A 20,837-nucleotide genomic window follows, 5' to 3' on the forward strand; every position below is an offset into this window, starting at 1 on the left:
TGCGGGTGGGGCGGGGTGCGGCGGGTGCGGGGTGCACTGCCGTTGGCGGCCCGGAACGGGTCCGGGGCGGCGGCGGTCACTCGGCGAGGAGCCGGGACCCGGCGGGGTCCCAGCCGGCCCGGACTCCGGCGCCGACGGCGAGTCCGTCGCGGCCTCGGCCGCGTGACTCGGCGATCAGGTCCGTGCCGTCGGCGAGGGTGAGGTGGTAGCGGGTGGCGTTGCCGAGATAGACGATCTGCTGGAGCGTGCCGTCGAGGAGGTCCGCCTGCGGCGACGGTTCGTCGGCGCCGGCCAGGTGGACGTTCTCCGGCCGCACCGCGAGGTGCGCCTCGGTGCCCGGGGCGAGGTCGTGGCCGGCCGGGACGGGGAGGTGGCCGAGGCCGGGGACGGCGAGGCCGGTGGCGTCCAGGGTGCCGGTGAGGAAGTTGGAGGTGCCGATGAAGTCCGCCACGAAGCGGGTCGCCGGTCGTTCGTAGATCGCTTCGGGGCTGTCGACCTGGAGCACCCGGCCGCCGTCCATCACCGCGATGCGGTCGGACATGGTGAGTGCTTCCTCCTGGTCGTGGGTGACGGTCACGAAGGTCACCCCGACCTCCCGCTGGATCTTCTTCAGCTCCAGTTGCATCTCGGCCCGCAGCTTCTGGTCGAGTGCGCCGAGGGGTTCGTCGAGCAGCAGCAGGGAAGGGCGTCCGATCAGGGCGCGGGCGATGGCGACGCGCTGTCGCTGGCCGCCGGAGAGCTGGGCGATGGAGCGGTCCCCGTACCCGGTGAGCCGTACGAGGGCCAGGGCCTCGCGCACCGCGTCGCCGATCTCGGACTTGGGGCGGGACTTGCGCACCTTCAGTTCGAAGGCGACGTTGTCGGCGACGGACAGGTGCGGGAAGAGGGCGTAGCTCTGGAAGAGCATGTTCAGGTCGCGCTTGTGCGGCGGAATGGTGTTGGCGGGGACGCCGCCGAGCTCGACCGTGCCCTCGCTGGGCGTCTCGAAGCCGGTGATCATCCGCATCAGGGTGGTCTTGCCGCAGCCGGACGGTCCGAGGATGGAGAAGAACTCGTTGCGTCGGATGTCCAGGGTGACGTCGTCGACGGCCCGGGTGGCGCCGAACGCCTTGCCCACGCCGGTGAGGCGGACGGCCGGAGCGTCGGTCGCGGGGGTCGCCGCCACGGGGGCGGTCTTCGTGCCAGCGGTCATGTCAGGACGCCTTCACCTTGGTCCAGCCCTGCTGGAAGTGCTTCATCGCGGTGCCCGGGTCGAGCAGGAAGTCCGCCTTCTCGATGGCCGCGTCGGAGGCGTACACGGCCGGGTTCTCCAGCGCCTTCTTGTCCTTGACGAAGTCCCGGGCCTTGGCGTTGGTGCTGGCGCTGCCGCCGTCGTCGGTCGCCATGGCGGCGATCTCGGGGCGCAGCAGGAAGTTGATGAACTGGTACGCGGCGTCCGTGTTCTTGGCGCCCTTGGGGATGGCGAGGCCGTCGGTCCAGATGGAGCCGCCCTCTTCGGGCAGTACGTAGTGCACGTTCGGGTTGGCGGCGACGACCTTCGCCATCGCCGTGCCGCTCCACGCCTGGGCCGCGCACGCCTGCCCGGTGGACAGCAGCTGCGGGTAGTTGGTGGAGTTGTAGCCCGCGAGCACCTTCTTCTGCTTGGTCAGGGCCGCGGTGGCGGCCTCGATCTCGCCCTTGTCGGTGCTGGTGGCGCGGGCGCCGGTGACCTGGAGTCCGGCGATGTAGGCGGCCAGCATGTTGTCGAGCATGTAGATCTTGCCCTTGTACTGGTCGTCGAAGAGCGTTTGCCAACTGGTCGCCGACGAGATGCACTTGTCGTTGTACGCGAAGCCGGTGGTGCCCCAGATCCAGGGCACGGAGTACTTGTTCCCGGGGTCGTACGACGGGTTGCGGAACTTGTCCGCGAGGTTGTCCAGGCCCTTGATGCGTGCGTGGTCCAGGGGTTCGATCAGCTTCTGCCCGATGAGCTGCTGCACGCTGTACTGGCTGGGTTCGACGAGGTCGTATCCGGCGGACCCGGAGCTGAGCTTCGCCGTCATGGTCTCGTTGCTGTCGAAGGTGTCGAGGGTGACGTCGATTCCGGTGTCCTGCTCGAACTTCTTCACCACGGAGTCGGGGATCTCGCCGGCCCAGGCGTAGACGTTCAGCTTCTTGCCGCCGCCCGATGCGGAGCCGGCGTCGGAGCCGCCGCAGCCGGTGGCGACGAGGGCGGTGACGGTGGCGACGGAGACGGCGATGGCTCCTCTGGAGAGGCTTCTTGCGCGCATGGGGTGGTGCCTTTCGTACGGGGCGGAAGAGCCGGCGCGGGCCGGTGGCGGGCCGCGGGGGCGGGGTGGGTCAGGGGCGGTCGGCGCCGAGCAGGACGCGGCGCATCTGCCGCAGCCCCACGCCGAGGATGATCAGCAGGGTGAAGAGGACGAGCAGCGTGCCCAGTGCGTTGATCTCGGGCGTGAGGCCGCCCTTGAGCATCGAGTAGACGCGCAGCGGGAGGGTGGTGCTGCCGATGCCGTTGGTGAAGGTCGACATCACGATGTTGCCGAAGGAGATGGTGAAGCTGAGCAGCCAGGCGGCCAGCAGGGGTTGGCGCAGCAGCGGCAGGGTGACCCGTCGGAACGCCTGCCAGGCGTTGCAGCCGAGGTCGGTGGCGGCCTCCGCCAGTGCGGGGTCGAGGGCCCGGTAGGCGCCGAGCACGATCAGCGCCGCGTACGGCAGGGTCACCACCAGGTGGCCCAGGACGAGGGTGGTCATGCCGAGTTCCGCGCTCATGGCGCCGAAGACGGACAGCAGGGCCACGCCCAGCACGATCTCGGGGATGATCAGCGGCAGGAACAGCCCGCCGGAGAAGAGCGCCTTGCCGCGGGCGCGCAGCCGGGCCATGCCCATCGCGGCGAGCAGTCCGCACAGGGTGGCGAGGGTCGCCGAGATCAGCGCGGTCTCGGCGCTGATCCGCAGGGCGGCCAGCAGTTCGGTGTTCTCCGCCAGCCGCCCGTACCAGCGGGTGCTGAAGCCGGCCCACTTGTAGGTGACTTCGGAGTCGTTGAAGGAGAGCACCACCACGACGGCGATGGGGACGTAGAGGAAGGCGATGACGCCCCGGGCGAGCCAGGCGGTCACGGTGTCGAGTGCGTGCTTCATGCCGACTTCCTCCTCAGCCGTCGGGCGGCCAGTCCGAACGCCGCCATGGAGGCCACCATCAGGAGCAGCAGCACCACGGAGGCGGCGGCGCCCATCGGCTGGTTACGGAACTCGGTGTAGAGGGTGACGATGAGGTTGCCGACCAGTTGGTCGCGTCCGCCGCCGAGCAGGACGGGGATGACGAACACTCCGAGGGTCGGGATGAAGGTGAGCAGCGCCGCCGCGAGCATGCCGGGCCGGGCGATCGGCAGCAGCACCCGGGTGTGCACCCGCCACCAGCCGCAGCCGAGGTCGCGCGCTGCCTCGCCGAGCGAGCCGTCGACGCCGCGCAGTGCGGCGTAGATCGGGAAGATCGCGGTGGGCAGGAAGGCGTACACGAGGCCGACGAAGGACGCGCCTTGGCTGGGGATCCACTGGGTGGGGCCGTCGGTGAACCCGATCGCGTCGGTCAGTGCGTTCACCGGTCCGCCGGGGCTCAGCAGGTTGATCCAGGCGAAGGTGCGGACCAGGAAGTCGGTCCAGAACGGCACGATGATCAGCAGGAGCAGCAGCATCTGCCGCTGCGGGGAGCGGCCGGCGAGGTAGTAGGAGACGACGTAGCCCAGGACCAGGCAGACCGCGGTGTTCAGGGCCGCCATGCCCAGGCTGTAGCCGAAGACCTTGAGATAGACCGGGTCCATCAGGTCCTGGTAGTTCGACAGCGTCCAGCCGCCCTGGATGCCGCCGTACGCATCGGCCGAGGCGAAGCTGTTGCGCACCACCAGCACCAGCGGCACCAGTACGAGGCCGAGGACCGTGACTCCGGCGGGCGCCAGCAGCAGCGTCGTCACCACGGCCCGACGGGTGCGCGGCCGGGGCGCGGGCCGGGGTGGCGCGACGGCGGTGGGCTGGGTGACCGTCACCGGGACGGCCGCCGGGGCGCTCGGTCGGGCGGAGGTGTGGTGTGCATGCGCTGAACTCCTTGTCCGGGGGCGGGTCGTGTGGGGCTGGTTGTCGGATGGGGAAAGCGTGGGGGAACGAGGGGTGAGCCGAGAAGATCCATCCACAACGAATCCCGTGGAATGCGGCCCCGATTTCCACGCGTATCGCAGCGTGGACACGATGTGACAGATGACCTTGACAGTCCCGGGGGTGGGGAACGAAGGTGCTGGCAGTGCCTTCAGGCACCCGCACCCGCCCCGGAGGACTTGGTGATCGACGACCTGGACCGGCAGATCATCGACCAGCTCCGGGTGGACGGCCGTCGCTCGTTCGCCGAGATCGGCCGTACGGTCGGCCTCTCCGAGGCTTCGGTGCGCGCCCGCTACCAGCGGCTCCAGCGCAAGGGCGTGCTCCAGGTCGTCGGCATGACCGACGCGGTGCGCATGGGCGAGATGGAGGTCCACCTCGCGGTGCGGGTCCACCACATCCCGGTGTCCCTGGTGGCGCGGGAGCTGTCCCGGATGCCGGAGGTGCGGTACGTGGCCTCGTGCGTGGGGCCCTACGACCTGATCGTGGACGTGCGCTGCCGCGATCTGGAGCACCTGGCCGAGCTGCTGACCGAACGGGTCCGCAGGGTCAACGGCGTCGCCCACGCGGAGGCGCTGACCGTGCTGGAGGTCATCAAGGACTCGTATCTGTGGGCGGGGTTCCGGGAGGTCCCGGTGCGCCCGGAGAAGCGGATCATCCCGGGGTGAGGGCCGGCGCCGCGTCGGCTGGGGCCCGCCCTACGACTCCGCCGACTCCTCCTCGGCGACGCCTTGGCCGACCGCGCTCGCCAGCCCGCTCCACGAGTAGTCCTTGAACAGCTCAAGCAGGAGCAGGACCTGCACCCGGGAGACGCCCGGCAGCATCCGGATGTCGTCCAACAGCTGGACGAGTTGGGCCTGGTCGCGGCAGGTGCCCTCCAAGAAGATGTCCTGGCTGCCGGCGCACAGCGCCACGTGGTTGATCATCGGCATGCCGGACAGCGTCTTCGCCACGGCCCGCGGGGTCAGGTCCCGTACCCGGATCATCAGCCGCACGGACTGGTGCCCCAGTTGCAACGGGTCGCAGAGCGCCACGATCCGCAGCACTCCGCTCTCCTGGAGCCGGGCCACCCGCTGCCGTACGGTCCCCTCGGAGACCCCCAGCTCACGGGCGAGGGCGGTGTACGGCGTCCGCCCGTCGCGGGTGAGCGCGCGCATGATCCTGCGGTCGGTGTCGTCCAGCACGCCCCCACCATGTCACCCGAAAGGCCGCATGACGCCTGAATGTGCTGCCCGTCACAAACCAGGATGTACCGCTCGTTCCCTTTCGGTGGGGGCGGGTGGCATCGGGCGGACGTCACCTCGACGGTGCCAAAGGGTGCCGCGCCGATGGGGGTGGGCTTCGAGGCCGGTACCCGACTGGAGCCCGGGCCGCCGAGCGGGCCGCGCGCTTCCACGAAGCCGGGCAGCTCGCTCGCCTGGACGACCGTGTTGGCGTTCGTCTCCATCGTGATCACGGCGGAGCCGGAGGAGTGGCGCTCCCACCAGATCGTCCGGGACGCCATCGCCCGCGGCGACGGTGACGCTGCGACGGCCGAGATGGCGGACCACCTCGCCCAGGTCATCGAGGCCCTGCGCACCCCGGACAACGTCGTCCCGTCGAAGCTGGACGCGCGCCGGCGCGGCACGGGCCGCCACCGTCCCAGCAAGGGCCTGACCTCGATGCGCTTGGAGGACGAGGACCTACGGGGCTGATCGGGCGGCGGCCGTGCTGCGCCGGTGCTACGCGTGGCCCAGCCGTGCGGCCATGAGGTGGGCGTCGAGCAGGGCGACGTCGGCGGTGCGGTCGGCGCGCGCGTAACCGGCGAACATCCGCTTGGTGAGCGTGAGGGCTTCGGCCGACCGCCGGGCCAGCGGCCTGGTCCAGCCGTCGACGAGGCCGTCCAACTCGTCCAGCGGCGCCACCTTGTGCACCAGGCCCAGCCGTTGGGCGCCGGCGGCGTCCAGGACGTCGCAGGTGAGCATGAGTTCGCGGATCCTGGCGGCGCCGGCCTCCGAGATGAGCCGGCCCAGGACGCCGCCCCACGCCGGCGGCATGCCGAGCCCGACTTCGGGCAGCCGCAGGGTGCAGGTGTCCGCCGCGGCCCGCAGATCGCAGAACGCGGCGAGGGCCAGGCCCTGGCCGACCACCTTGCCGTGGAGCCGGGCGACGGTGACCACGTGGGAGGACTCCAGCGCCTGGAACAGCCGGTGCCCCTTGTCCAGGATGCGTCGCAGGGAAGTCCCGGTGGGATCCGCGGCGAGCGCGTCCCGGTACTCGCTGCGGTTGCCGCCCAGACAGAAGTCCTCCCCCAGCGACGACAGCACCACGACCCGGACGCCGGGCCGCTCGTGGAGGCTGTCGAACAGGGTGATGAGCGCATCGATGACGGCGACGTCGAGCGTGCTGACGTCACCGCCTGGGTTGAGGGCGACGCGGAGGACCGGACCGTCCTCCCGGACCTCCAGGGGGGCCGGCGCCGCGGTAGCCGCCGCGGCGCCGATGGCCGCTTCGGGCGTCCTCGTCGTACGGCGCGGCCGGGTCGCGGCGGTGGCGCGCTTCGCCGGCGCGGCGCGCTTGGTCGCAGTGGCGGGTTTGGTAGCAGCAGCGCGCTTGGTCGAAGCTGCGGACTTGGTCGAGGTGGCGGACTTGGTTGAAGTGGTGCGTTTCATGGTCGTCATGCCGGCGCGACATCCAGGTTCAGCATCCGCCGGAAGGCCACCCGCGGCGCCCACGACGGGCGGCGCACCAGGGCGAGGGGAGGCAGGCGCTCGATCAGTTGCAGGAGGAGGGTCTGGGCTTCGAGCCGAGCCAGCGGCGCCCCGAGGCAGTAGTGCATGCCGCCGCCGAAGGAGAGGTGGCCGGGCTTGCGCAGGGGGTCGAACCGGTCGGGGTCGTGGTGCCTTCGGGGGTCGCGGTTGGCCGCGCCCACCATCATGTGGACCATTTCGTCCTTGCCGATCTCCATGCCGCCGAGCATCAGGTCCTCGCTCGCGATCCGGCTGACGATCGGGGCGGGCGCGTCGAAGCGCAGGGTCTCCTCGACGAAGCCCGCCGCCAGTTCGGGGTCGCCGGCCAGTCTGCCCCGCCACTCGGGGTGTTCGAGGAGCTGCAGCGTCATCGTGGCGAGCAGCGCGGCGGTGGTGAGCAGCGCGGCGAGGAAGACGGACAGCGTCAGGTAGTAGACCGCTTCGTCGGACTTGTCGCGGTCGGTCTCCATGGTGTCCCAGGTGGCCAGCCAGCGGGACACGGGGTCGATCCCGGGACGGGCCCTGCGCTCGCGCACCAGGTTCTGGAAGTAGGCGCGCAGCTCGCGGGTGGATTCGTCGGACAGCGCGAGCTGACGGGGGGTCGGGAACAGCTCCTGGGTGAAGACCTGGTCGTGGGTGAGTTCCCACAGCCGGGGCAGGTCGGCGGACGGCAGTGCGAGCCAGGCGCCGATGACCTCGATCGGCAGCCGCTCGCACACCAGGTCCACGAGGTCGGCTTCGCCGTCGCGGACCTGCTCGACGACCGGGTCGAGGAGCCGGTCGGTCGCGCTGGCCACCGTCCGTTCGAGCTCCCGGACGGTGGTGCGGTCGAACGAGCCGAAGGCGCGGCGCATCTTCGTGTGGTCGGGCGGATTGAGCACGATGAGCGTGAAACCCATCTCCGTCGACGAAGGGGCGTCCCAGCGCGTCCCGCCGCCCCGGCGGCGACGCCAGTGACGGTCGGGTTCGAGCCACTCCCGGCCGCGCAGCATCTGGTCACACAGGTCGAAACCGGTGACCAGGTGCCCACCCCAAGGAGCCGGGAAGACGGGGCCCAGCGACTGGAGGTCCGCATAGTACGGGAAGGGGTTGCTCTGTCCCTTGGGAGTCCTGAGGCGTGCGAAGTGCGATATGACGGAACGACGGCTGGCCTGGGAAGGGGCGGCGACCTTCACGGTGACGGATCCTTTCTTCAAAGTCAGCCGCCATACGTACCCTTCACATTGTTAAAGCATCCGTCATCAGAGGACTACAGGACGTTACTTACGTCACTCTCCCCTCGTCCACGCGAGGAATCGGCTGAACAGACCCGCCTTGGGCTGGGGACGCGCCGAAGTCTCCGAAGATGAGGACGTCTGGGGCATCGACGCGGCGACGTGCTGCGTGGTAGAGGAGCGTTCGGCCGACTTGGGCGTGACGACCCTCGGGGTGAAGCGGACCGGCAGGGTCAGCAGGGTCCGGCTCCAGGGGATCGGCGCCCAGTTCAGGTCCTTGAAGGGGACGCGCACCTCGATGTCGGGGAGCCCGTTGAGGAGCGCTTCGACGGCCGCCACCGTGATCATGAAGGCGGGGTCCTTGGCGGGGCAGGCGTGCGGGCCCGCGCCGAACGCCAGATGGGCCTTGGCGCTGAGCTGTTCGCGGTGTGCGGTCAGCCGCGGATCGGTGTTGGCCGCCGCGAAGGAGATCGTGATCGGGTCGTTGGCCCGGATCGTCCTGTTGCCGAGTTCCACGTCGTGCGTCGGGTAGTGCGTCGCGTAGTTGGAGATGGGCGCGTAGTTCCAGAGCGTGTGGGAGACCGCGTCCTCGACGGGCAGGCCGGTCTGCCAGTCCTCGGACAGGTACAGCGCGCCGCTGGTGCCGATGCTCGCCGCCAGCGGGGCGGTGCCGCCGGAGAGGAGGACCACGAGTTGGTGCAGCACCTCCTCGTCGTTCAGCCCCGCGGAGTGCTCCATCAGACGGGTGGTCAGGTCGTCGCCGGGCTTGCGCCGCTTGAGCTCGATGAGGTCCATGATCGCGCCGCCGAGCACCTGGTCGGCGTTGGGGGTGCCGTCGTAGATGCCGGAGACCCCGGCGATGACCCGGTCGCCGATCTCCGGCGGGCAGCCGAAGAGTCCGCTGTAGACGAGGAGGGGCAGGGGGCGCGCGTAGTCGGCCATCAACTCGGCCTGCCCGTGCGGCGCGGAGCCGAACTGCCCGATCAGGTACGCGGCGGACTGCTGGGTCTGTCGCACGAGGTGGAGTTCGTTGACGGTGGCGAGGCTGTCGGTGATGGCCTGCCGCAGCCGGGCGTGCGCCGCGCCGTCGGTGAACAGGGCGTTGGGGCGGTACCCCATCATCGGCAGCGCCGGGCTGTCCTCGGCGATGCGTCCTTCGCTCAACGCGTTCCAGCGGCGGGAGTCGCGGACGAAGGAGGCGGGGTTCTGCAGGATGTACAGGGCCGCGTCGTAGCTCGTGACCAGTTCGACCTGGACGTCCGGGGCGATGTCGACGGGGGCGCTGGGGCCGTTCGCGCGCAGGGCGGCGTAGGTGCCCTCGGGGTCGGAGCCGAAGGCGGGCCCGAAGAGTGCGGGGTTGCCGTGCGCGGGGCAGCCGGCGGGCAGCCCCGATTCGGAGTGCTGCATGCGGTTCTCCTAGCCGATGAGCGAGAGAAGGTGGTTGACCAGGGTGATCAGTGCCTGCGCGGACGACCGTTGGTCACGTACGTCGCAGGTCACGACGGGCGTGTCCGCGCTCAGGTTGAGCGCCTCGCGCACCTCGTCGAGCGGATAGGCCGGGGACGTCTGGAAGTGGTTGACGCCGATCGCGTACGTCAGCCCGAAGCTCTCCACGAGGTCCAGGACCGGGAAGGACTCGGAGAGCCGCTCGGGGTCGACGAGGACGAGGGCGCCCAGGGCTCCGCGGGACAGCTCCTCCCACATCTCCTTGAAGCGCTCCTGACCGGGGGTGCCGAAGAGGTAGAGCACCACCTGGTCGCTGAGGGTGAGCCTGCCGAAGTCCATGGCCACGGTGGTGGTCGTCTTGTCCGGCGTGCCCGACAGGTCGTCGTAGCCCTCGCTGGCCTCGGTGATCTCCTCTTCGGTCTGAAGGGGTTCGATCTCCGAGATGCTGCCGATGCAGGTGGTCTTGCCGACCCCGAAGTGTCCCACCACGAGGATCTTCACCGCGGTGGAGACGCCTGGATCCAGGTACACGAATCACGCTCCGAATCGGGATTTCAGGCCATCGAGCACGGCACTGAGCAGTTCTCTGTCGGCGCGCTCGGCGCGCGGGACGGGCTCCCGCACGAAGATCAGGTCGCCCTCCTCCAACTGCGCGAGCAGGATGCGCACGATGCCCAGCGGCAGGTGCGTGTGGCCGGCGACCTCGGCCACGGACAGATAGCCGTCGGCGATCAACTCCATGACGACGCGCGCTTCCGGGGACAGGGTCCGTGCCGTGGCCGCGCTCTCGTCCTGGGCGCAGACGAGGGTGGTGCGTTCGTACTCGTGATCCGGGGGCAGGGACCGCCCGTTGGTGATCACGAAGAGCGGAACCAACGAGGACGTCAGTTCCAACTCGCGTTCGTGGTCGTCATGCATCGTCGCCCCCCACTCGTGCGTGACCGGGGTTGAGCCGCGGCACCACGCCGTGCAGACGGGTGCTGAAGTCCTCGATGTCGGCGTCCCGGTCGGCCGCCGCGGCCAGGAAGGCGCCGCGTCCGGCGGCGATCAGGAAGATCCAGCCGTGCTCGAACTCGATGACCGTCTGCCGCCACTCGGACTCCGCCGCGGCGCCGGTGAACGGCGAGGTGACGCGGCTGTAGGCGTGGATGCCGGTCATCGCGGCGGCGATGGTGTCCGCCAGGTCCCGGCTCAGCCCGGAGGTCGCCCCGCGCGGCAGGCCGTCCCCGCCGAGCAGCACGGCGTGCCGGGCGCCGTGCACGTCCCGGACGACCTCGTCGAGCACGTCCAGGACGAAACCGGTGCCGGGGCTGGTCGTCGTGCGGTCGCGGGTGCCGTCGCCGTCGTCCGCCTTGCCGGCGTCGACCCGCGGCGGCGAGGTCAGGTTGTCCCCTAGCCGCGCGACGAGGCGGTGCATGCGGAAGGAGATCTGCTGCATGTCGACCTCGGGTGCCGCCGCGGCGGCCAGGTAGGCGCCCTGGCCCGCGCCGATCAGGAAGATCCAGCCGTGCTCGAACTCGATGATCGTCTGGGCCCACTGCCGCTCGTCGGCGTCCCCGGCGAAGTGGGCGATGGCGCGGCTGAGGGACTGCATGCCCGCCATGGCGGCGGAGATGGTGCGCACGTCCTTCGCCGGCAGGCCCTCCGTGGCCCCCCGCGGAAGACCGTCGGCCGAGAGCAGGACGGCGTGCCGTGCCTTGGGCACGTTGCGCACGATGTCCTCAAGCATCCACGACAGATCTGCGCTCATGTGTCTTCGGCCCCTTCGAACGGCGCGGAGTCGAGGTTGCGCCCGGAGATGGCGCCGCGCTGGAAGGCACCGAGGCTGCGGCCGGTGGCGCGGGCGGCCTCGTCCGGGGTCCTGGACGCGGGCCGGGCCGCATTGCGCTGGGAGACGTTCACCAGCGGGGTCTGCCGGCTGCCGCGCTTGGGCAGGCCGTGCACGGTGCGCCCGCTGTTCTGCGACCGCCCCTCGGCCTGTCGGATGTCCCGTACGGGAGCCTCCTCCACGGGCGGCGCTTCCTCCATGGTCCACAGCTCCTCGGGCAGCAGCACCACGGCCCGCACGCCGCCGTAGCGTGAGACCCCGGTGACGTCGACCTTGAATCCGTACTGGCGGGCCAGCAGGCCGATGACGGGGAAGCCGAACTTCGGCTGGTTGCCCAGCTGCGACAGCCGGGGGCTGACGTCACCGGACAGCAGGGCGGTCGCCTTCTGCCGCTCCTCGTCGTTCATGCTGACGCCGGCGTCGTCGATGACGATGCACAGGTTGTTCTGGACGTGCTGGAACGTGACCTCGATCGGCGCGTCGCTCTGCGAGAAGCTGGCGGCGTTGTCGAGGAGTTCGGCGACGGCGAGCGCCACCGGCGAGACCGCGGACGCCTTCAGGGCGAAACCGGTCTGCTGCATGATCTCGACGCGGCGGAAGTTGCGGATCTGCCCCTGCGCGCTGCGCACCACGTCGTAGACGCTCGCGGGACGGCTGCGGCGGCCGATCGGCGCACCGCACATCACGGCGATGCCCTGCGCCTTGCGCGCCATCTGGGCGTTCGCGTGGTTGACCTCCAGGAGGTCACCGAGCACGGAGTGTCCACCGTACTTGCGCTGGATCTCCTCCAGAAGGGCCATCTGCTCGGCGGCCAGGGACTGCAGGAAGCGTGCCGCACCCTTGAGGACCGCCTTGGTGGAGTCCTCCGACGACTCCTCAGCCGCCTTTACGGTGCTGTCCTGTTCGTCCATGACCCGTCGCAGCTCGGACTGGGTCACCGCCAGTTGGCCCTCCGAGGTCCGCAGCTGCTGCCCCAGCGCGGCCTCGATCTCTCGTCTCTTCGCTCCCAGAGCTCTGTTGCGGCCGACGAGCAACACGACCGCAACGACGGCTATCGCCGCCACGACAACCAGGCACCATATGAGTGCGTCCTGATTCACGGCATACCTTTCCCGGCGCATGACCTAAAGACATCCACGGATACACCTCAAGAGGGTCCGCAACCAGGCCCGCTCCCCCGCGTCAACTACGCATTTCCGTGCCTGAGTTGTGAGATTCATGATCGCGGATTCGGGAATGCTATCACCGCGACTTCCCCCCTGGGACCTGCGCTTTTGCCCTCCCATGGGCGTCAATAGGGCCTCTGTACGGATATCTCTGCTGACGGGTGGTCAAAGGGAGCAAGCCATCCGGCGGCGGTGGCGGGCGCCCCGAGGCCCGGACGCATGGGGGTGCGGATTCCGCCACGGTGCACCACCCTGCGTGAGGGCGCGGACACGGACATCGACTGGCGCACCGCGCCTCGGCGAGAGACGGTGTCGAATGTGGCACCCCAGCAGACAGCCCCCGACCGCCGGGCACGGGACGTCCACACCCGGGTGACGGTGCTGGTCGCGCTGGGCGCCAACGTGCTGATCGCCGCCGCCAAGACCGCGGCGGGCCTGCTGACGGCCTCCCCCGCGCTGCTCTCCGAAGCCGCGCACTCGATCGCCGACAGCCTCAACGAGGTCTTCCTGCTGGTGGCCGTTCGCCGCAGCCGGCGCCCCGCGGACGACCGGCACCCCTTCGGCTACGGCAAGGAGCGGTACTTCTGGGCCCTGCTGGCGGCCGTGGGGATCTTCGTCCTGGGCGGCTCCTTCTCCGTCTACCAAGGGCTGCACGCCCTCCAGACCGGCGGACAGGAGTCGCACGAGGGCTACGTCGTCGGGCTCGCGGTCCTCGCGGTGGCCCTGCTGGCGGAGGGCGGCTCGCTGCTGCGCGCCCTCCACCAGGCGCGCCACCAGCGCGGGCGGGTGCGGGATCCCGCGCTGCGGACCGTGATCGCCGAGGACTCCACGGCCGTGCTCGGCGTCGTGCTCGCCATGACCGGGATGGTCCTGCACCTGATCACGGGAGAGGTGGCCTGGGAGGCCGCGGCGTCCTTGAGCATCGGCCTGCTGCTGATCTACGTGGCCTACCGACTCGCCCGCGAGGCCCGCGACCGGCTGATCGGCGAGGCAGTGGACCCCGAACTCAGCGATCGGATCGGCGCCTTCCTCGCTTCGCAGGAGGAGATCGACAACGTCGCCGCCCTGCTCACGATGCGACTCGGCATGGACTCGGTGCTGGTGGCCGCCCGCATCGACCTCGCGCCCGGGATCGACAGCGAGGAGGTCGAACTGGCCTGCGTACGGATCAAGCAGCGGATCGGCGAGCAGTGGCCGCAGGCGGACCACGTCTTCCTCGACATCACCGAGGCACCGGCGCCGGGAAGCGCCCGCGGGTGAGGAGGCGGTCCGCGCCCGCGCGAGCCTTCGAAAAAGTGATGCTCACCCCCGGAAGTATCCGCTTTCGTCTCCCCCGGCCCCGGCCTGAGGATGGCTGCGAGTCCGACCACGGGGAGGAACCATGTCGTCCGCCATCTCCCGGGACCTGCTGCCCGACACCGCGCAGGACGGCCCTTCGGGGCTGTCCGTCGGCGGTGTACCGCTCGTCGAGCTGGGGCGCAGGTTCGGGACACCGCTGTTCGTGTACGACGAGGAGCACCTGCGGCAGCGCTGCCGGGAGGCGGTCGCCGCCTTCGGCGCCGGGAACGTCGCCTACGCGTCCAAGGCGTTCTTGTGCACCGCCATGGCGCGGCTGGCCCATGAAGAGGGATTGCTGCTCGACGTCGCGTCGGGCGGCGAGCTGCGGGTGGCGCTGCACGCGGGCGTTCCGGGCAAGCGGATCGTGCTGCACGGCAACAACAAGGACGAGCACGAGTTGCGCACGGCGATCGACGCCGGAGTGCGGCACGTCGTGGTCGACAGCTTCGACGAACTGGACCGGATCGAGCAGCTGCACGCGACGGCGGGGCTCGCCCCCGTGCCGGTGGTCCTGCGGGTGGCGCCGGGCGTCGCCGCCGGCGCCCACCAGGCGATCCGCACCGGCGGCGCGGACTCCAAGTTCGGCTTCGGGCTCGCCGACGGGGCCGCTGCGGCGGCCGTGCGCCGGGCGACCGACTCCCCCGCGACCGTCCTGGAGGGCGTCCACGCCCATGTGGGGTCCCAGGTGCTGGACGCCGCCGAGTTGGCGGACGGCGCCCGGGCCATCGCGCGGTTCGCCGTCGACGCGGGCGTGCGCGGACTGACCGTGGGCGGCGGCCTCGGCGTGGCCTACGAGGCGGGACAGCGCGTGCCGTCGTTCGCAGAGTGGGCCGCCCGGGTGCGCACTGCCGCGCAGGAGGCCGGCTGGCGGGGCGAGGTGACCGTGGAGCCGGGTCGCTCCATCACCGCGCGCGCCGGTCTGACGCTGTACCGGGTGGGCACGATCAAGCGGATCGAGGGCGTACGGACGTACGTGAGCGTCGACGGCGGGATGAGCGACAACCTCCGCCCCGCCCTGTATGCCAGCCGGTACGAGGCGTTCCTCCCGCGCGCGCCGCGCGCCGACCGCCCGCTGCGCGCCCGGGTGGTCGGCAAGCACTGCGAGAGCGGCGACGTGATCATCGACGACGCGGCGCTCCCCGCCGACCTGCGGGTGTCCGACGTGTTGGCGACGCCGGTGACCGGCGCGTACGGCTACGCCATGGCGTCCAACTACAACAAGCTGCCGCGGCCGGCCGTGGTCTTCGTCCGCGACGGCGACGCCCGGCTGGTCGTGCGGCGGGAGACCGAAGAGGACCTGCTGCGCCTGGACGTGGCACCGGGTCCGGCCGACCGCTCGGCCGAACTGGTCACGGCCCGCGGTGCGATCTGAGGGCCGCGAGGTCGTGTCCGCGGGGTCCCGCGCCTTCCTGCGGCTCTTGACGTAGCCGCCGTTTCCCTGTGGGAGCATTGGTCTCTGCGGCCCGGTGGTGGGCTGTTCGCGCAGTTCCCCGCGCCCCTGGTTCGCTGCCCCAGCCTTTGTCTGCGGGCTGAGGCGGAGGCACTTAGGGGCGCGGGGAACTGCGCGACAAGCCCACCACCGGGCCGCAGACGCCATACCGCAGCACGCCGCACGGCGAAACCGCGCCAGCCAAGGCGCGGCACCGCCGCGCGGGGCCTCGCGGGACTCTACGGACACCCGCAGGGCGGTTCCGACCCGACTCGACACGATCCGCCCGACACGCCCTAATCTGGCGCGATGCTGAACAGTGCGCGTCTGCTCGTCCTGCTGGAGATCGCCCGCAGGGGCACCATCGTGGCGGCGGCCGGGGAACTGCACCTGAGTCCCTCGGCGGTCTCCCACCAGCTCGCCCGGCTGGAGCAGGAGGTCGGGGTGGCGCTCGTGGAGCGCGGCCCGCAGAGCCTGCGGCTCACCTCCGCCGGGCGACGGCTCGCCGAGCACGCGCAGGCCATCGCCGATCTGATGGCGGTGGCGCGGGACGACCTGCGCGAGCACTCGCTCGGCGAGGCGGGGGTGCTACGGCTCGGGTTCTTCGCGTCGGCGGGTCTGGAGCTGTTGCCCCGGGCCCTGTCGGCGTTCGCCGCGGACCGGCCCCACGTGGAGTTGGAACTGATCCTGGGGCAGCCGCACGAGCTGGTGCCCGATCTGGAGGCCGGCGCGCTGGACGCGGTGGTCGTCTTCGAGCATCCGTTGGACCCGTGGTGCCGGCAGGCGGCGGTCGACGTGGAGATGTTCTTCGACGAGCCGCAGTTGGTCGTGGTGCCGCTGCGCCATCGGCTCGGTCGACGTTCCGTGGTCCGGCTGGCCGCGCTGGAGGGCGAGAGCTGGATCGGGACCCGCGGCGGCCACACCGGTGAGCCGGTGCTGGAGCGCGCCTGTGCCGCCGAGGGCTTCCTGCCGCGCGTCCGCTGCCGCAGCGACCACTACCAGGTCACCATCAACCTCGCCCGGGCGGGCATGGGCATCGCCCTGGTGCCGGCACTGGGGCTCGGGGACACCGCGGGCGTGCACGTCTGTCGCCTGGACCACCCCCAGTTGCACCGCCGGGTCGGCGTCGCCACCCGGCGTACGAACGAGAACCCGCTGTTGCGCGCCTTCCTGACGGACTTGAGGTCGGCGGCGGAGGAGGTCCGGGCGCTGCTCGGGGCGCAGTGGGCGTGAGCGCGGTGACCGGTCCGGCAGCCCGGACCGGTCACCGCGGTCAGGCCCCCGGCGGCGGCGCCTGGCCGGCGTAGTCGGCGAGGGTGCGTCCCACGTCGCGCATCGCGTGCACCGCGGCCCGTTCCGTGCTGTCGCCGAGCGCGGTGTCCCAGTGCGCGACGACGGCGTACGCGACCCGGCGGGCGCCGATGAGGATCCCCGCGTCCGCGCGGACCCCGGTGTCGGTGCCGGTCTTGTTGGCCACGAGCAGGCCGCCGGGCAGCGGTTCGGGGAAGCAGGTCGCGTACGGGTCGTGCGCGACGAGCGCGGGGACCAGGCCGTGGTCGGTGTTGGACCGCATCCAGTGCAGCAGCCGCCGCGAGGCGCCCGGGGAGGTCATGGTGGACCGGGCGGCGCGGGCGACGAGTTCCGCGAGGGCCCGTGCGGTGCCGGTGGCGAAGACGGGCGGGTCGCCCGGGCCGCGGACGTCGCGCACCCGGTCGTGGAGGGTGAGCGCGTCGACGCCAAGGTCCGCGGCGAGCCGGGCGGTGGCGTCGAGCCCCACCAGTCCCAGGAGGGCGTTCGTCGCGGTGTTGTCGCTGACGGCCGCCGTCAGCCAGCACAGGTCCTGCACGGTCCAGCCGCGTCGGTCGAGCCGACCCAGCAGCCCGGTGCCGTGCACCACGTCGGACGGCGCGACGGCGACCGGCTGCCCGGGGCTCAGCTCCCCGCTCTCCAGGCGGCGGGCGACCTCGGCGAGCAGCAGCAGCTTGGACGTGGAGGCCACGGGCAGCACGGCCGTGTCGTCGACGCCCACGCTCCCGCCGTCGTCCACGTCGATCGCGGCGACGGCGAGGACCAGCGGCAGCGCGGTGGCGCGGCGGGCCGCCGCCGCCACTCGGGCCAGGGTCACGGCACCCTCACCACCCTTCCGGCGCGCTCTTCGGTGGGCCGGCCGTCGCGCACCGCGACCCGGCCGGCCACCACCACCGCGTCCACGCCCTCGGGCGCGCCCAGCGGGCGGTCGAAGGTCGCGGTGTCCCGTACGGCGTCGGGATCGAGGACGACGAGGTCGGCGTGGGCGCCGTCGTGGACGGTGCCGCGCCCGGTGAGGCCGAAGCGCCGCGCGGGCATTCCGGTCATCTTGTGCACGGCGCCCTCCAGGGTGAACAGGTCCTCGTCGCGACCGTAGTGCCCGAGGACCCGGGCGAAGCTGCCGGCCCACCGCGGGTGGGGGCGGCCGGGCTTCGGCACCCCGTCCGAGCCGATCATGGCCAACGGGCTGGCGAGCACCCGGCGTACGTCGTCCTCGCGCATGGAGTGGCTGATGATGGTCACCGCGCCGCGTTCCGCGAGCAGCAGGTCGCAGACGTACTCCACCGGGTCGACGCCGTCCGCCCGCGCCAGGTCGGCGATGCGGTGGCCCTCGGCCCGGGGGTGGTGGGGGGCTGCGGCGACGGAGACGAGGTCCCAGCCGCCGTTGCCGACGGTGTTCTCCCAGCCGTCGACGCCGTCGGCGATGGAGGCGCGGATCCGGTCGCGCACCTCGGGGCTCGGCAGCCTCTCCAGCAGGGCGCCGATGCCGCCCTCGTTCGCCCACGGGGGCAGGAGGGCGTGCAGGACGGTGCTGCCCGCGGTGTACGGATAGACGTCGCACAGGACGTCTATCCCCTCGGCCCGTGCGCGCTCCAGCCGGGGCAGGGTGCGCAGGGTGGCGCCCCAGGCGTGGCGGCCGGCGGTCTTGTGGTGCGAGACCTGGAGCGGTGCGCCGGAGCGGCGGGCGATCTCCACGGCCTCCTCCAGCGCGGCTTCCACCTGGGACATCTCGTCGCGCAGATGGGTCACGTACGGCTTGCCGTGCCGGGCCGCGACCTCGGCGAGCGCCACGAGTTCCGCGGTCGCCGCGTAGCCGCCGGGCGGATAGATCAGCCCGGTGGACAGCCCGGCGGCGCCCTGGGTCAGGGCCCGGTCGAGGAGTGCGCACATGGTGCGCAGTTCGTCGGGCGTGGCGGGGCGGTCGTCGAAGCCCATCACTCCGGCGCGCAGGGTGCCGTGTCCGACCAGCGACGCGATGTGGGTGCGGCGCAGGGCGGGGTCCTGGCCCGCGGCAAAGCCGTCGAAGTCCTCGGCGGGCGGTACGTCGCCGAGGCCGAAGGTGACCCGTACGTGTTCGGCGAGCCCCGGCAGCCGCTCGGGGAGCGCGGGGAAGAGGCTGCTGCCGCAGTTGCCGCTGATCTCGGTGGTCACGCCCTGGAGCAGGGGTGCGAGGCGCAGTTCCTCGATCGCGGCCCCGTCCGGGCCGCTGTCGTGGCGGGCTGCCAGTGCGTCGGAGTGGGTGTGGACGTCGACGAAGCCGGGGGTGACGACCCGGTCGGTGGCGTCGACGGTCTCGGCCGCCGCGTGCCGTCCGCCGGGCGGCAGGACGGTGATCCGCCCGTCGGTGACGGCGACGTCGGCCGCGCGGCGCGGGGCGCCCGTCCCGTCGACGAGGGTGCCGCCGCGCAGCAGGAGGTCGTAGGGGCGGCGGGGCGACGGTGCCGCCCCAGGCGTGCGTACGGGGCCGGCCATCACAGCACCGTCGACAGGAAGGCCCGCGTGCGGTCGTGCCGCGGGTCGTTGAACACCTGGTCCGGATGGCCCTCTTCGACGGCGGCGCCCTGGTCGAGGAAGAGGACGCGGTCGGCGATCTCGCGGGCGAAGCCCATTTCGTGGGTGACCACGATCATCGTCATCCCGCTGCGGGCCAGGTCGCGCATGACGCCCAGCACTTCGCCGACGAGTTCGGGGTCGAGGGCCGACGTGGGTTCGTCGAAGAGCATCAGGGTGGGCTCCATGGCCAGCGCCCGGGCGATCGCGACCCGTTGCTGCTGGCCGCCGGAGAGCTGGCTCGGGTAGTGCTCCGAGCGGTCGGCGAGCCCGACGCGGTCGAGCAGTTCCCGGGCCCGGCGCTCCGCGTCGGCCCGCGGGTGGCCCTTGACGACGAGGGGGCCCTCCATCACGTTCTGCACCGCGGTGCGGTGCGGGAAGAGGTGGAAGCGCTGGAAGACCATTCCGATCCGCTCGCGCTGTCTGCGCACGTCGCGCGGTCGCCGTTCGCGCAGCACGGCACGGGACGAGCCGTGCTGCTCGTAGCCGACGAGTTCGCCGTCGACCCAGATGCGGCCGGCGTCGATCTTCTCCAGGTGGTTGAAGCACCGCAGCAGGGTGGACTTGCCGGAGCCGGAGGGGCCGATGACGCAGAGCACTTCGCCGGTGGTGACGTCGAGGTCGATGCCCTTGAGCACCTCGGTGTCGCCGAACCGCTTCCGCACCCCGCGGGCGCTGAGGACGATGTCGTTCACGCTGTGGCTCCCTTGCCGGTGCGACCGGTGCCGGTGCGGCCGGGTACGAGGTTGGTCAGCACCCGGCGGCGCATCGGGGCGGCGCCGGGGTCGTAGTGCCGCTCGATGAAGTGCTGGGCGACGCTGGCGAGCGTGGTGAGGACGAGGTACCAGATCGACGCCACCATCAGCAGGGCGACGACCTCGAAGTTCGCCAGGTACAGGTGCTGGGAGACGGTCATCAGGTCGGAGCCGGCGATCACCGAGACCAGCGAGGTGGTCTTGAGCATGGAGATGAACTGGTTGCCGAAGGGCGGGATGATCACGCGCATCGCCTGCGGGAGCACCACCCGGGTGAGGATCCGGCGGTTCGACATGCCGATGGACTGGCCCGCCTCGCGCTGGCCCGGGTCCACGCTCTGGATGCCGGCGCGGACGATCTCCGCCATGTAGGCGCCCTCGTTGATGGAGAGGCCGAGGAGGGCGGCGACGAAGCCGGTGATGACCGCGTTGGTCTGCCACTCGACGAGCTTCGGGCCGTCGAAGGGGATGCCGATGCCGATCACCGGGAAGAGCAGCGCCAGGTTGAACCAGAAGATGAGCTGGACCAGGAGGGGCGTACCGCGGAAGAACCAGGTGTAGGCGCTGGCGATCAGCCGCAGCACCGGGCTCTCGGAGAGTTGCATCACCGCGATGAGGACGCCGATGGCGATGCCGACGGCCATGGAGATCAGGGTGAGCTGGACCGTCACCCACAGGCCCTTGAGGATCCGCTCGTCGAACTGGTAGTCGACGACGACGTCCCAGTGGAGGTTGGGGTTGACGATGATCGTGTACGCCAGCCAGGTGGCGAAGAAGAGGGCGGCGAGGACGGCCAGCCAGCGCCCGGGGCGGGGGCGTCCGGTGACCTTGAGGGCCAGGTCGTCGTCCGTGGACTTCCCGGCGGGCCGCGGCGTCGGATCGGGTGCTACACCCTGCACAGGAACGTTTTTGCTGAGGTGGGACATGA

At 71.4% G+C, this 20,837-nt stretch carries 21 protein-coding genes; 5 read left to right on the forward strand and 16 right to left on the reverse strand.

What is annotated here, in order from left to right; all coding sequences use genetic code 11:
- Positions 1-76: 76 nt before the first annotated feature.
- From ABZ842_RS17720 to ABZ842_RS17735, 4 genes are all read right to left on the reverse strand, one after another.
- Positions 77-1,192, reverse strand: a complete 1,116-nt coding sequence (locus ABZ842_RS17720) for an ABC transporter ATP-binding protein (protein WP_361537605.1) — start codon at positions 1,190-1,192, stop codon at positions 77-79.
- Position 1,193: 1 nt separating this feature from the next.
- Positions 1,194-2,270: a spermidine/putrescine ABC transporter substrate-binding protein gene (locus ABZ842_RS17725; protein ID WP_361537606.1), complete on the reverse strand. Its 1,077-nt coding sequence runs from the start codon at positions 2,268-2,270 to the stop codon at positions 1,194-1,196.
- A 70-nt stretch (positions 2,271-2,340) separates the two neighbouring features.
- Positions 2,341-3,138 carry an ABC transporter permease gene (locus ABZ842_RS17730; protein ID WP_361537607.1) on the reverse strand — a complete coding sequence of 266 codons (798 nt, stop codon included), beginning with the start codon at positions 3,136-3,138 and terminating at the stop codon, positions 2,341-2,343.
- The gene (locus ABZ842_RS17735) at positions 3,135-4,040 is read right to left on the reverse strand and encodes an ABC transporter permease (protein ID WP_361537608.1); all 906 of its coding nucleotides are present in this window, start codon (positions 4,038-4,040) and stop codon (positions 3,135-3,137) included. The genes ABZ842_RS17730 and ABZ842_RS17735 overlap by 4 nt, the downstream gene beginning before the upstream one ends.
- A gap of 288 nt (positions 4,041-4,328) precedes the next feature.
- Between ABZ842_RS17735 and ABZ842_RS17740 the strand changes: the two genes are divergently transcribed.
- On the forward strand, positions 4,329-4,814 hold the full coding sequence (locus ABZ842_RS17740) for an Lrp/AsnC family transcriptional regulator (protein ID WP_361537609.1): 486 nt from the start codon (positions 4,329-4,331) through the stop codon (positions 4,812-4,814).
- A gap of 30 nt (positions 4,815-4,844) precedes the next feature.
- Here the strand turns inward: ABZ842_RS17740 and ABZ842_RS17745 are convergent, their stop codons facing one another.
- Positions 4,845-5,330, reverse strand: coding sequence for an Lrp/AsnC family transcriptional regulator (locus ABZ842_RS17745; protein WP_361537610.1), 486 nt, complete (start codon positions 5,328-5,330; stop codon positions 4,845-4,847).
- Between the two features lie 144 nt (positions 5,331-5,474).
- Here ABZ842_RS17745 and ABZ842_RS17750 point away from each other — a divergent pair, with 144 nt between their 5' ends.
- Entirely contained in the window at positions 5,475-5,840 is a 366-nt protein-coding gene (locus tag ABZ842_RS17750; RefSeq protein ID WP_361537611.1) for a hypothetical protein, read from the forward strand.
- 27 nt (positions 5,841-5,867) lie between these two features.
- Here the strand turns inward: ABZ842_RS17750 and ABZ842_RS17755 are convergent, their stop codons facing one another.
- The 7 genes from ABZ842_RS17755 to ABZ842_RS17785 all read right to left on the reverse strand — a co-directional run bounded on the left by ABZ842_RS17755 (position 5,868) and on the right by ABZ842_RS17785 (position 12,427).
- Positions 5,868-6,806 (reverse strand): enoyl-CoA hydratase/isomerase family protein, encoded by a 939-nt coding sequence (locus tag ABZ842_RS17755; protein WP_361537612.1) that lies wholly within the window; start codon positions 6,804-6,806, stop codon positions 5,868-5,870.
- Entirely contained in the window at positions 6,803-8,050 is a 1,248-nt protein-coding gene (locus ABZ842_RS17760) for a cytochrome P450 (protein ID WP_361537613.1), read from the reverse strand. Before ABZ842_RS17760 ends, ABZ842_RS17755 begins: the two co-directional genes overlap by 4 nt.
- Before the next feature lie 93 nt (positions 8,051-8,143).
- Positions 8,144-9,496, reverse strand: coding sequence for a cytochrome P450 (locus ABZ842_RS17765; RefSeq protein WP_361537614.1), 1,353 nt, complete (start codon positions 9,494-9,496; stop codon positions 8,144-8,146).
- Between the two features lie 9 nt (positions 9,497-9,505).
- Entirely contained in the window at positions 9,506-10,066 is a 561-nt protein-coding gene (locus tag ABZ842_RS17770) for an ATP/GTP-binding protein (RefSeq protein ID WP_361537615.1), read from the reverse strand.
- Between the two features lie 3 nt (positions 10,067-10,069).
- Positions 10,070-10,453, reverse strand: a complete 384-nt coding sequence (locus ABZ842_RS17775) for a DUF742 domain-containing protein (RefSeq protein ID WP_361537616.1) — start codon at positions 10,451-10,453, stop codon at positions 10,070-10,072.
- Entirely contained in the window at positions 10,446-11,285 is an 840-nt protein-coding gene (locus tag ABZ842_RS17780) for a roadblock/LC7 domain-containing protein (RefSeq protein WP_361537617.1), read from the reverse strand. Before ABZ842_RS17780 ends, ABZ842_RS17775 begins: the two co-directional genes overlap by 8 nt.
- Positions 11,282-12,427, reverse strand: a complete 1,146-nt coding sequence (locus tag ABZ842_RS17785; protein ID WP_361537618.1) for an ATP-binding protein — start codon at positions 12,425-12,427, stop codon at positions 11,282-11,284. The genes ABZ842_RS17780 and ABZ842_RS17785 overlap by 4 nt, the downstream gene beginning before the upstream one ends.
- 420 nt (positions 12,428-12,847) lie before the next feature.
- Between ABZ842_RS17785 and ABZ842_RS17790 the strand changes: the two genes are divergently transcribed.
- The 3 genes from ABZ842_RS17790 (at position 12,848) to ABZ842_RS17800 (ending at position 16,529) form a co-directional block, all read left to right on the forward strand.
- Positions 12,848-13,789: a cation diffusion facilitator family transporter gene (locus tag ABZ842_RS17790; RefSeq protein ID WP_361537619.1), complete on the forward strand. Its 942-nt coding sequence runs from the start codon at positions 12,848-12,850 to the stop codon at positions 13,787-13,789.
- A gap of 121 nt (positions 13,790-13,910) precedes the next feature.
- Positions 13,911-15,239 carry a diaminopimelate decarboxylase gene (gene lysA, locus ABZ842_RS17795; protein ID WP_361537620.1) on the forward strand — a complete coding sequence of 443 codons (1,329 nt, stop codon included), beginning with the start codon at positions 13,911-13,913 and terminating at the stop codon, positions 15,237-15,239.
- Positions 15,240-15,605: 366 nt separating this feature from the next.
- The gene (locus ABZ842_RS17800) at positions 15,606-16,529 is read left to right on the forward strand and encodes a LysR family transcriptional regulator (protein WP_361537621.1); all 924 of its coding nucleotides are present in this window, start codon (positions 15,606-15,608) and stop codon (positions 16,527-16,529) included.
- Between the two features lie 40 nt (positions 16,530-16,569).
- On the opposite strand, the gene ABZ842_RS17805 is transcribed toward ABZ842_RS17800, so the two are convergent.
- From ABZ842_RS17805 to ABZ842_RS17820, 4 genes are read right to left on the reverse strand one after another with little or no spacing between them, the layout of a single operon-like run.
- Positions 16,570-17,421 carry a serine hydrolase gene (locus ABZ842_RS17805; RefSeq protein ID WP_361537622.1) on the reverse strand — a complete coding sequence of 284 codons (852 nt, stop codon included), beginning with the start codon at positions 17,419-17,421 and terminating at the stop codon, positions 16,570-16,572.
- A complete protein-coding gene (locus ABZ842_RS17810) occupies positions 17,418-19,076 on the reverse strand; it encodes a D-aminoacylase (RefSeq protein ID WP_361537623.1) in 1,659 nt (552 codons plus the stop codon). Before ABZ842_RS17810 ends, ABZ842_RS17805 begins: the two co-directional genes overlap by 4 nt.
- A complete protein-coding gene (locus ABZ842_RS17815) occupies positions 19,076-19,849 on the reverse strand; it encodes an amino acid ABC transporter ATP-binding protein (RefSeq protein WP_361537624.1) in 774 nt (257 codons plus the stop codon). The genes ABZ842_RS17810 and ABZ842_RS17815 overlap by 1 nt, the downstream gene beginning before the upstream one ends.
- Complete coding sequence (locus tag ABZ842_RS17820) at positions 19,846-20,808, reverse strand: amino acid ABC transporter permease (protein WP_361537625.1); 963 nt, start codon at positions 20,806-20,808, stop codon at positions 19,846-19,848. The genes ABZ842_RS17815 and ABZ842_RS17820 overlap by 4 nt, the downstream gene beginning before the upstream one ends.
- Positions 20,809-20,837: the final 29 nt, after the last annotated feature.

The organism is Streptomyces sp. NPDC047315 (assembly GCF_040643215.1).
Lineage (GTDB): Bacteria > Actinomycetota > Actinomycetes > Streptomycetales > Streptomycetaceae > Streptomyces.

What these genes read in the sequence shown, in the direction of transcription:
- ABZ842_RS17720 (WP_361537605.1), bottom strand. Translation starts at nt 1,192, where the DNA reads ATGACCGCTGGCACGAAGACCGCCCCCGTGGCGGCGACCCCCGCGACC.
- ABZ842_RS17725 (WP_361537606.1), bottom strand. Translation starts at nt 2,270, where the DNA reads ATGCGCGCAAGAAGCCTCTCCAGAGGAGCCATCGCCGTCTCCGTCGCC.
- ABZ842_RS17730 (WP_361537607.1), bottom strand. Translation starts at nt 3,138, where the DNA reads ATGAAGCACGCACTCGACACCGTGACCGCCTGGCTCGCCCGGGGCGTC.
- ABZ842_RS17750 (WP_361537611.1), top strand. Translation starts at nt 5,475, where the DNA reads ATGGGGGTGGGCTTCGAGGCCGGTACCCGACTGGAGCCCGGGCCGCCG.
- ABZ842_RS17755 (WP_361537612.1), bottom strand. Translation starts at nt 6,806, where the DNA reads ATGACGACCATGAAACGCACCACTTCAACCAAGTCCGCCACCTCGACC.
- ABZ842_RS17765 (WP_361537614.1), bottom strand. Translation starts at nt 9,496, where the DNA reads ATGCAGCACTCCGAATCGGGGCTGCCCGCCGGCTGCCCCGCGCACGGC.
- ABZ842_RS17775 (WP_361537616.1), bottom strand. Translation starts at nt 10,453, where the DNA reads ATGCATGACGACCACGAACGCGAGTTGGAACTGACGTCCTCGTTGGTT.
- ABZ842_RS17780 (WP_361537617.1), bottom strand. Translation starts at nt 11,285, where the DNA reads ATGAGCGCAGATCTGTCGTGGATGCTTGAGGACATCGTGCGCAACGTG.
- lysA (WP_361537620.1), top strand. Translation starts at nt 13,911, where the DNA reads ATGTCGTCCGCCATCTCCCGGGACCTGCTGCCCGACACCGCGCAGGAC.
- ABZ842_RS17800 (WP_361537621.1), top strand. Translation starts at nt 15,606, where the DNA reads ATGCTGAACAGTGCGCGTCTGCTCGTCCTGCTGGAGATCGCCCGCAGG.
- ABZ842_RS17810 (WP_361537623.1), bottom strand. Translation starts at nt 19,076, where the DNA reads ATGGCCGGCCCCGTACGCACGCCTGGGGCGGCACCGTCGCCCCGCCGC.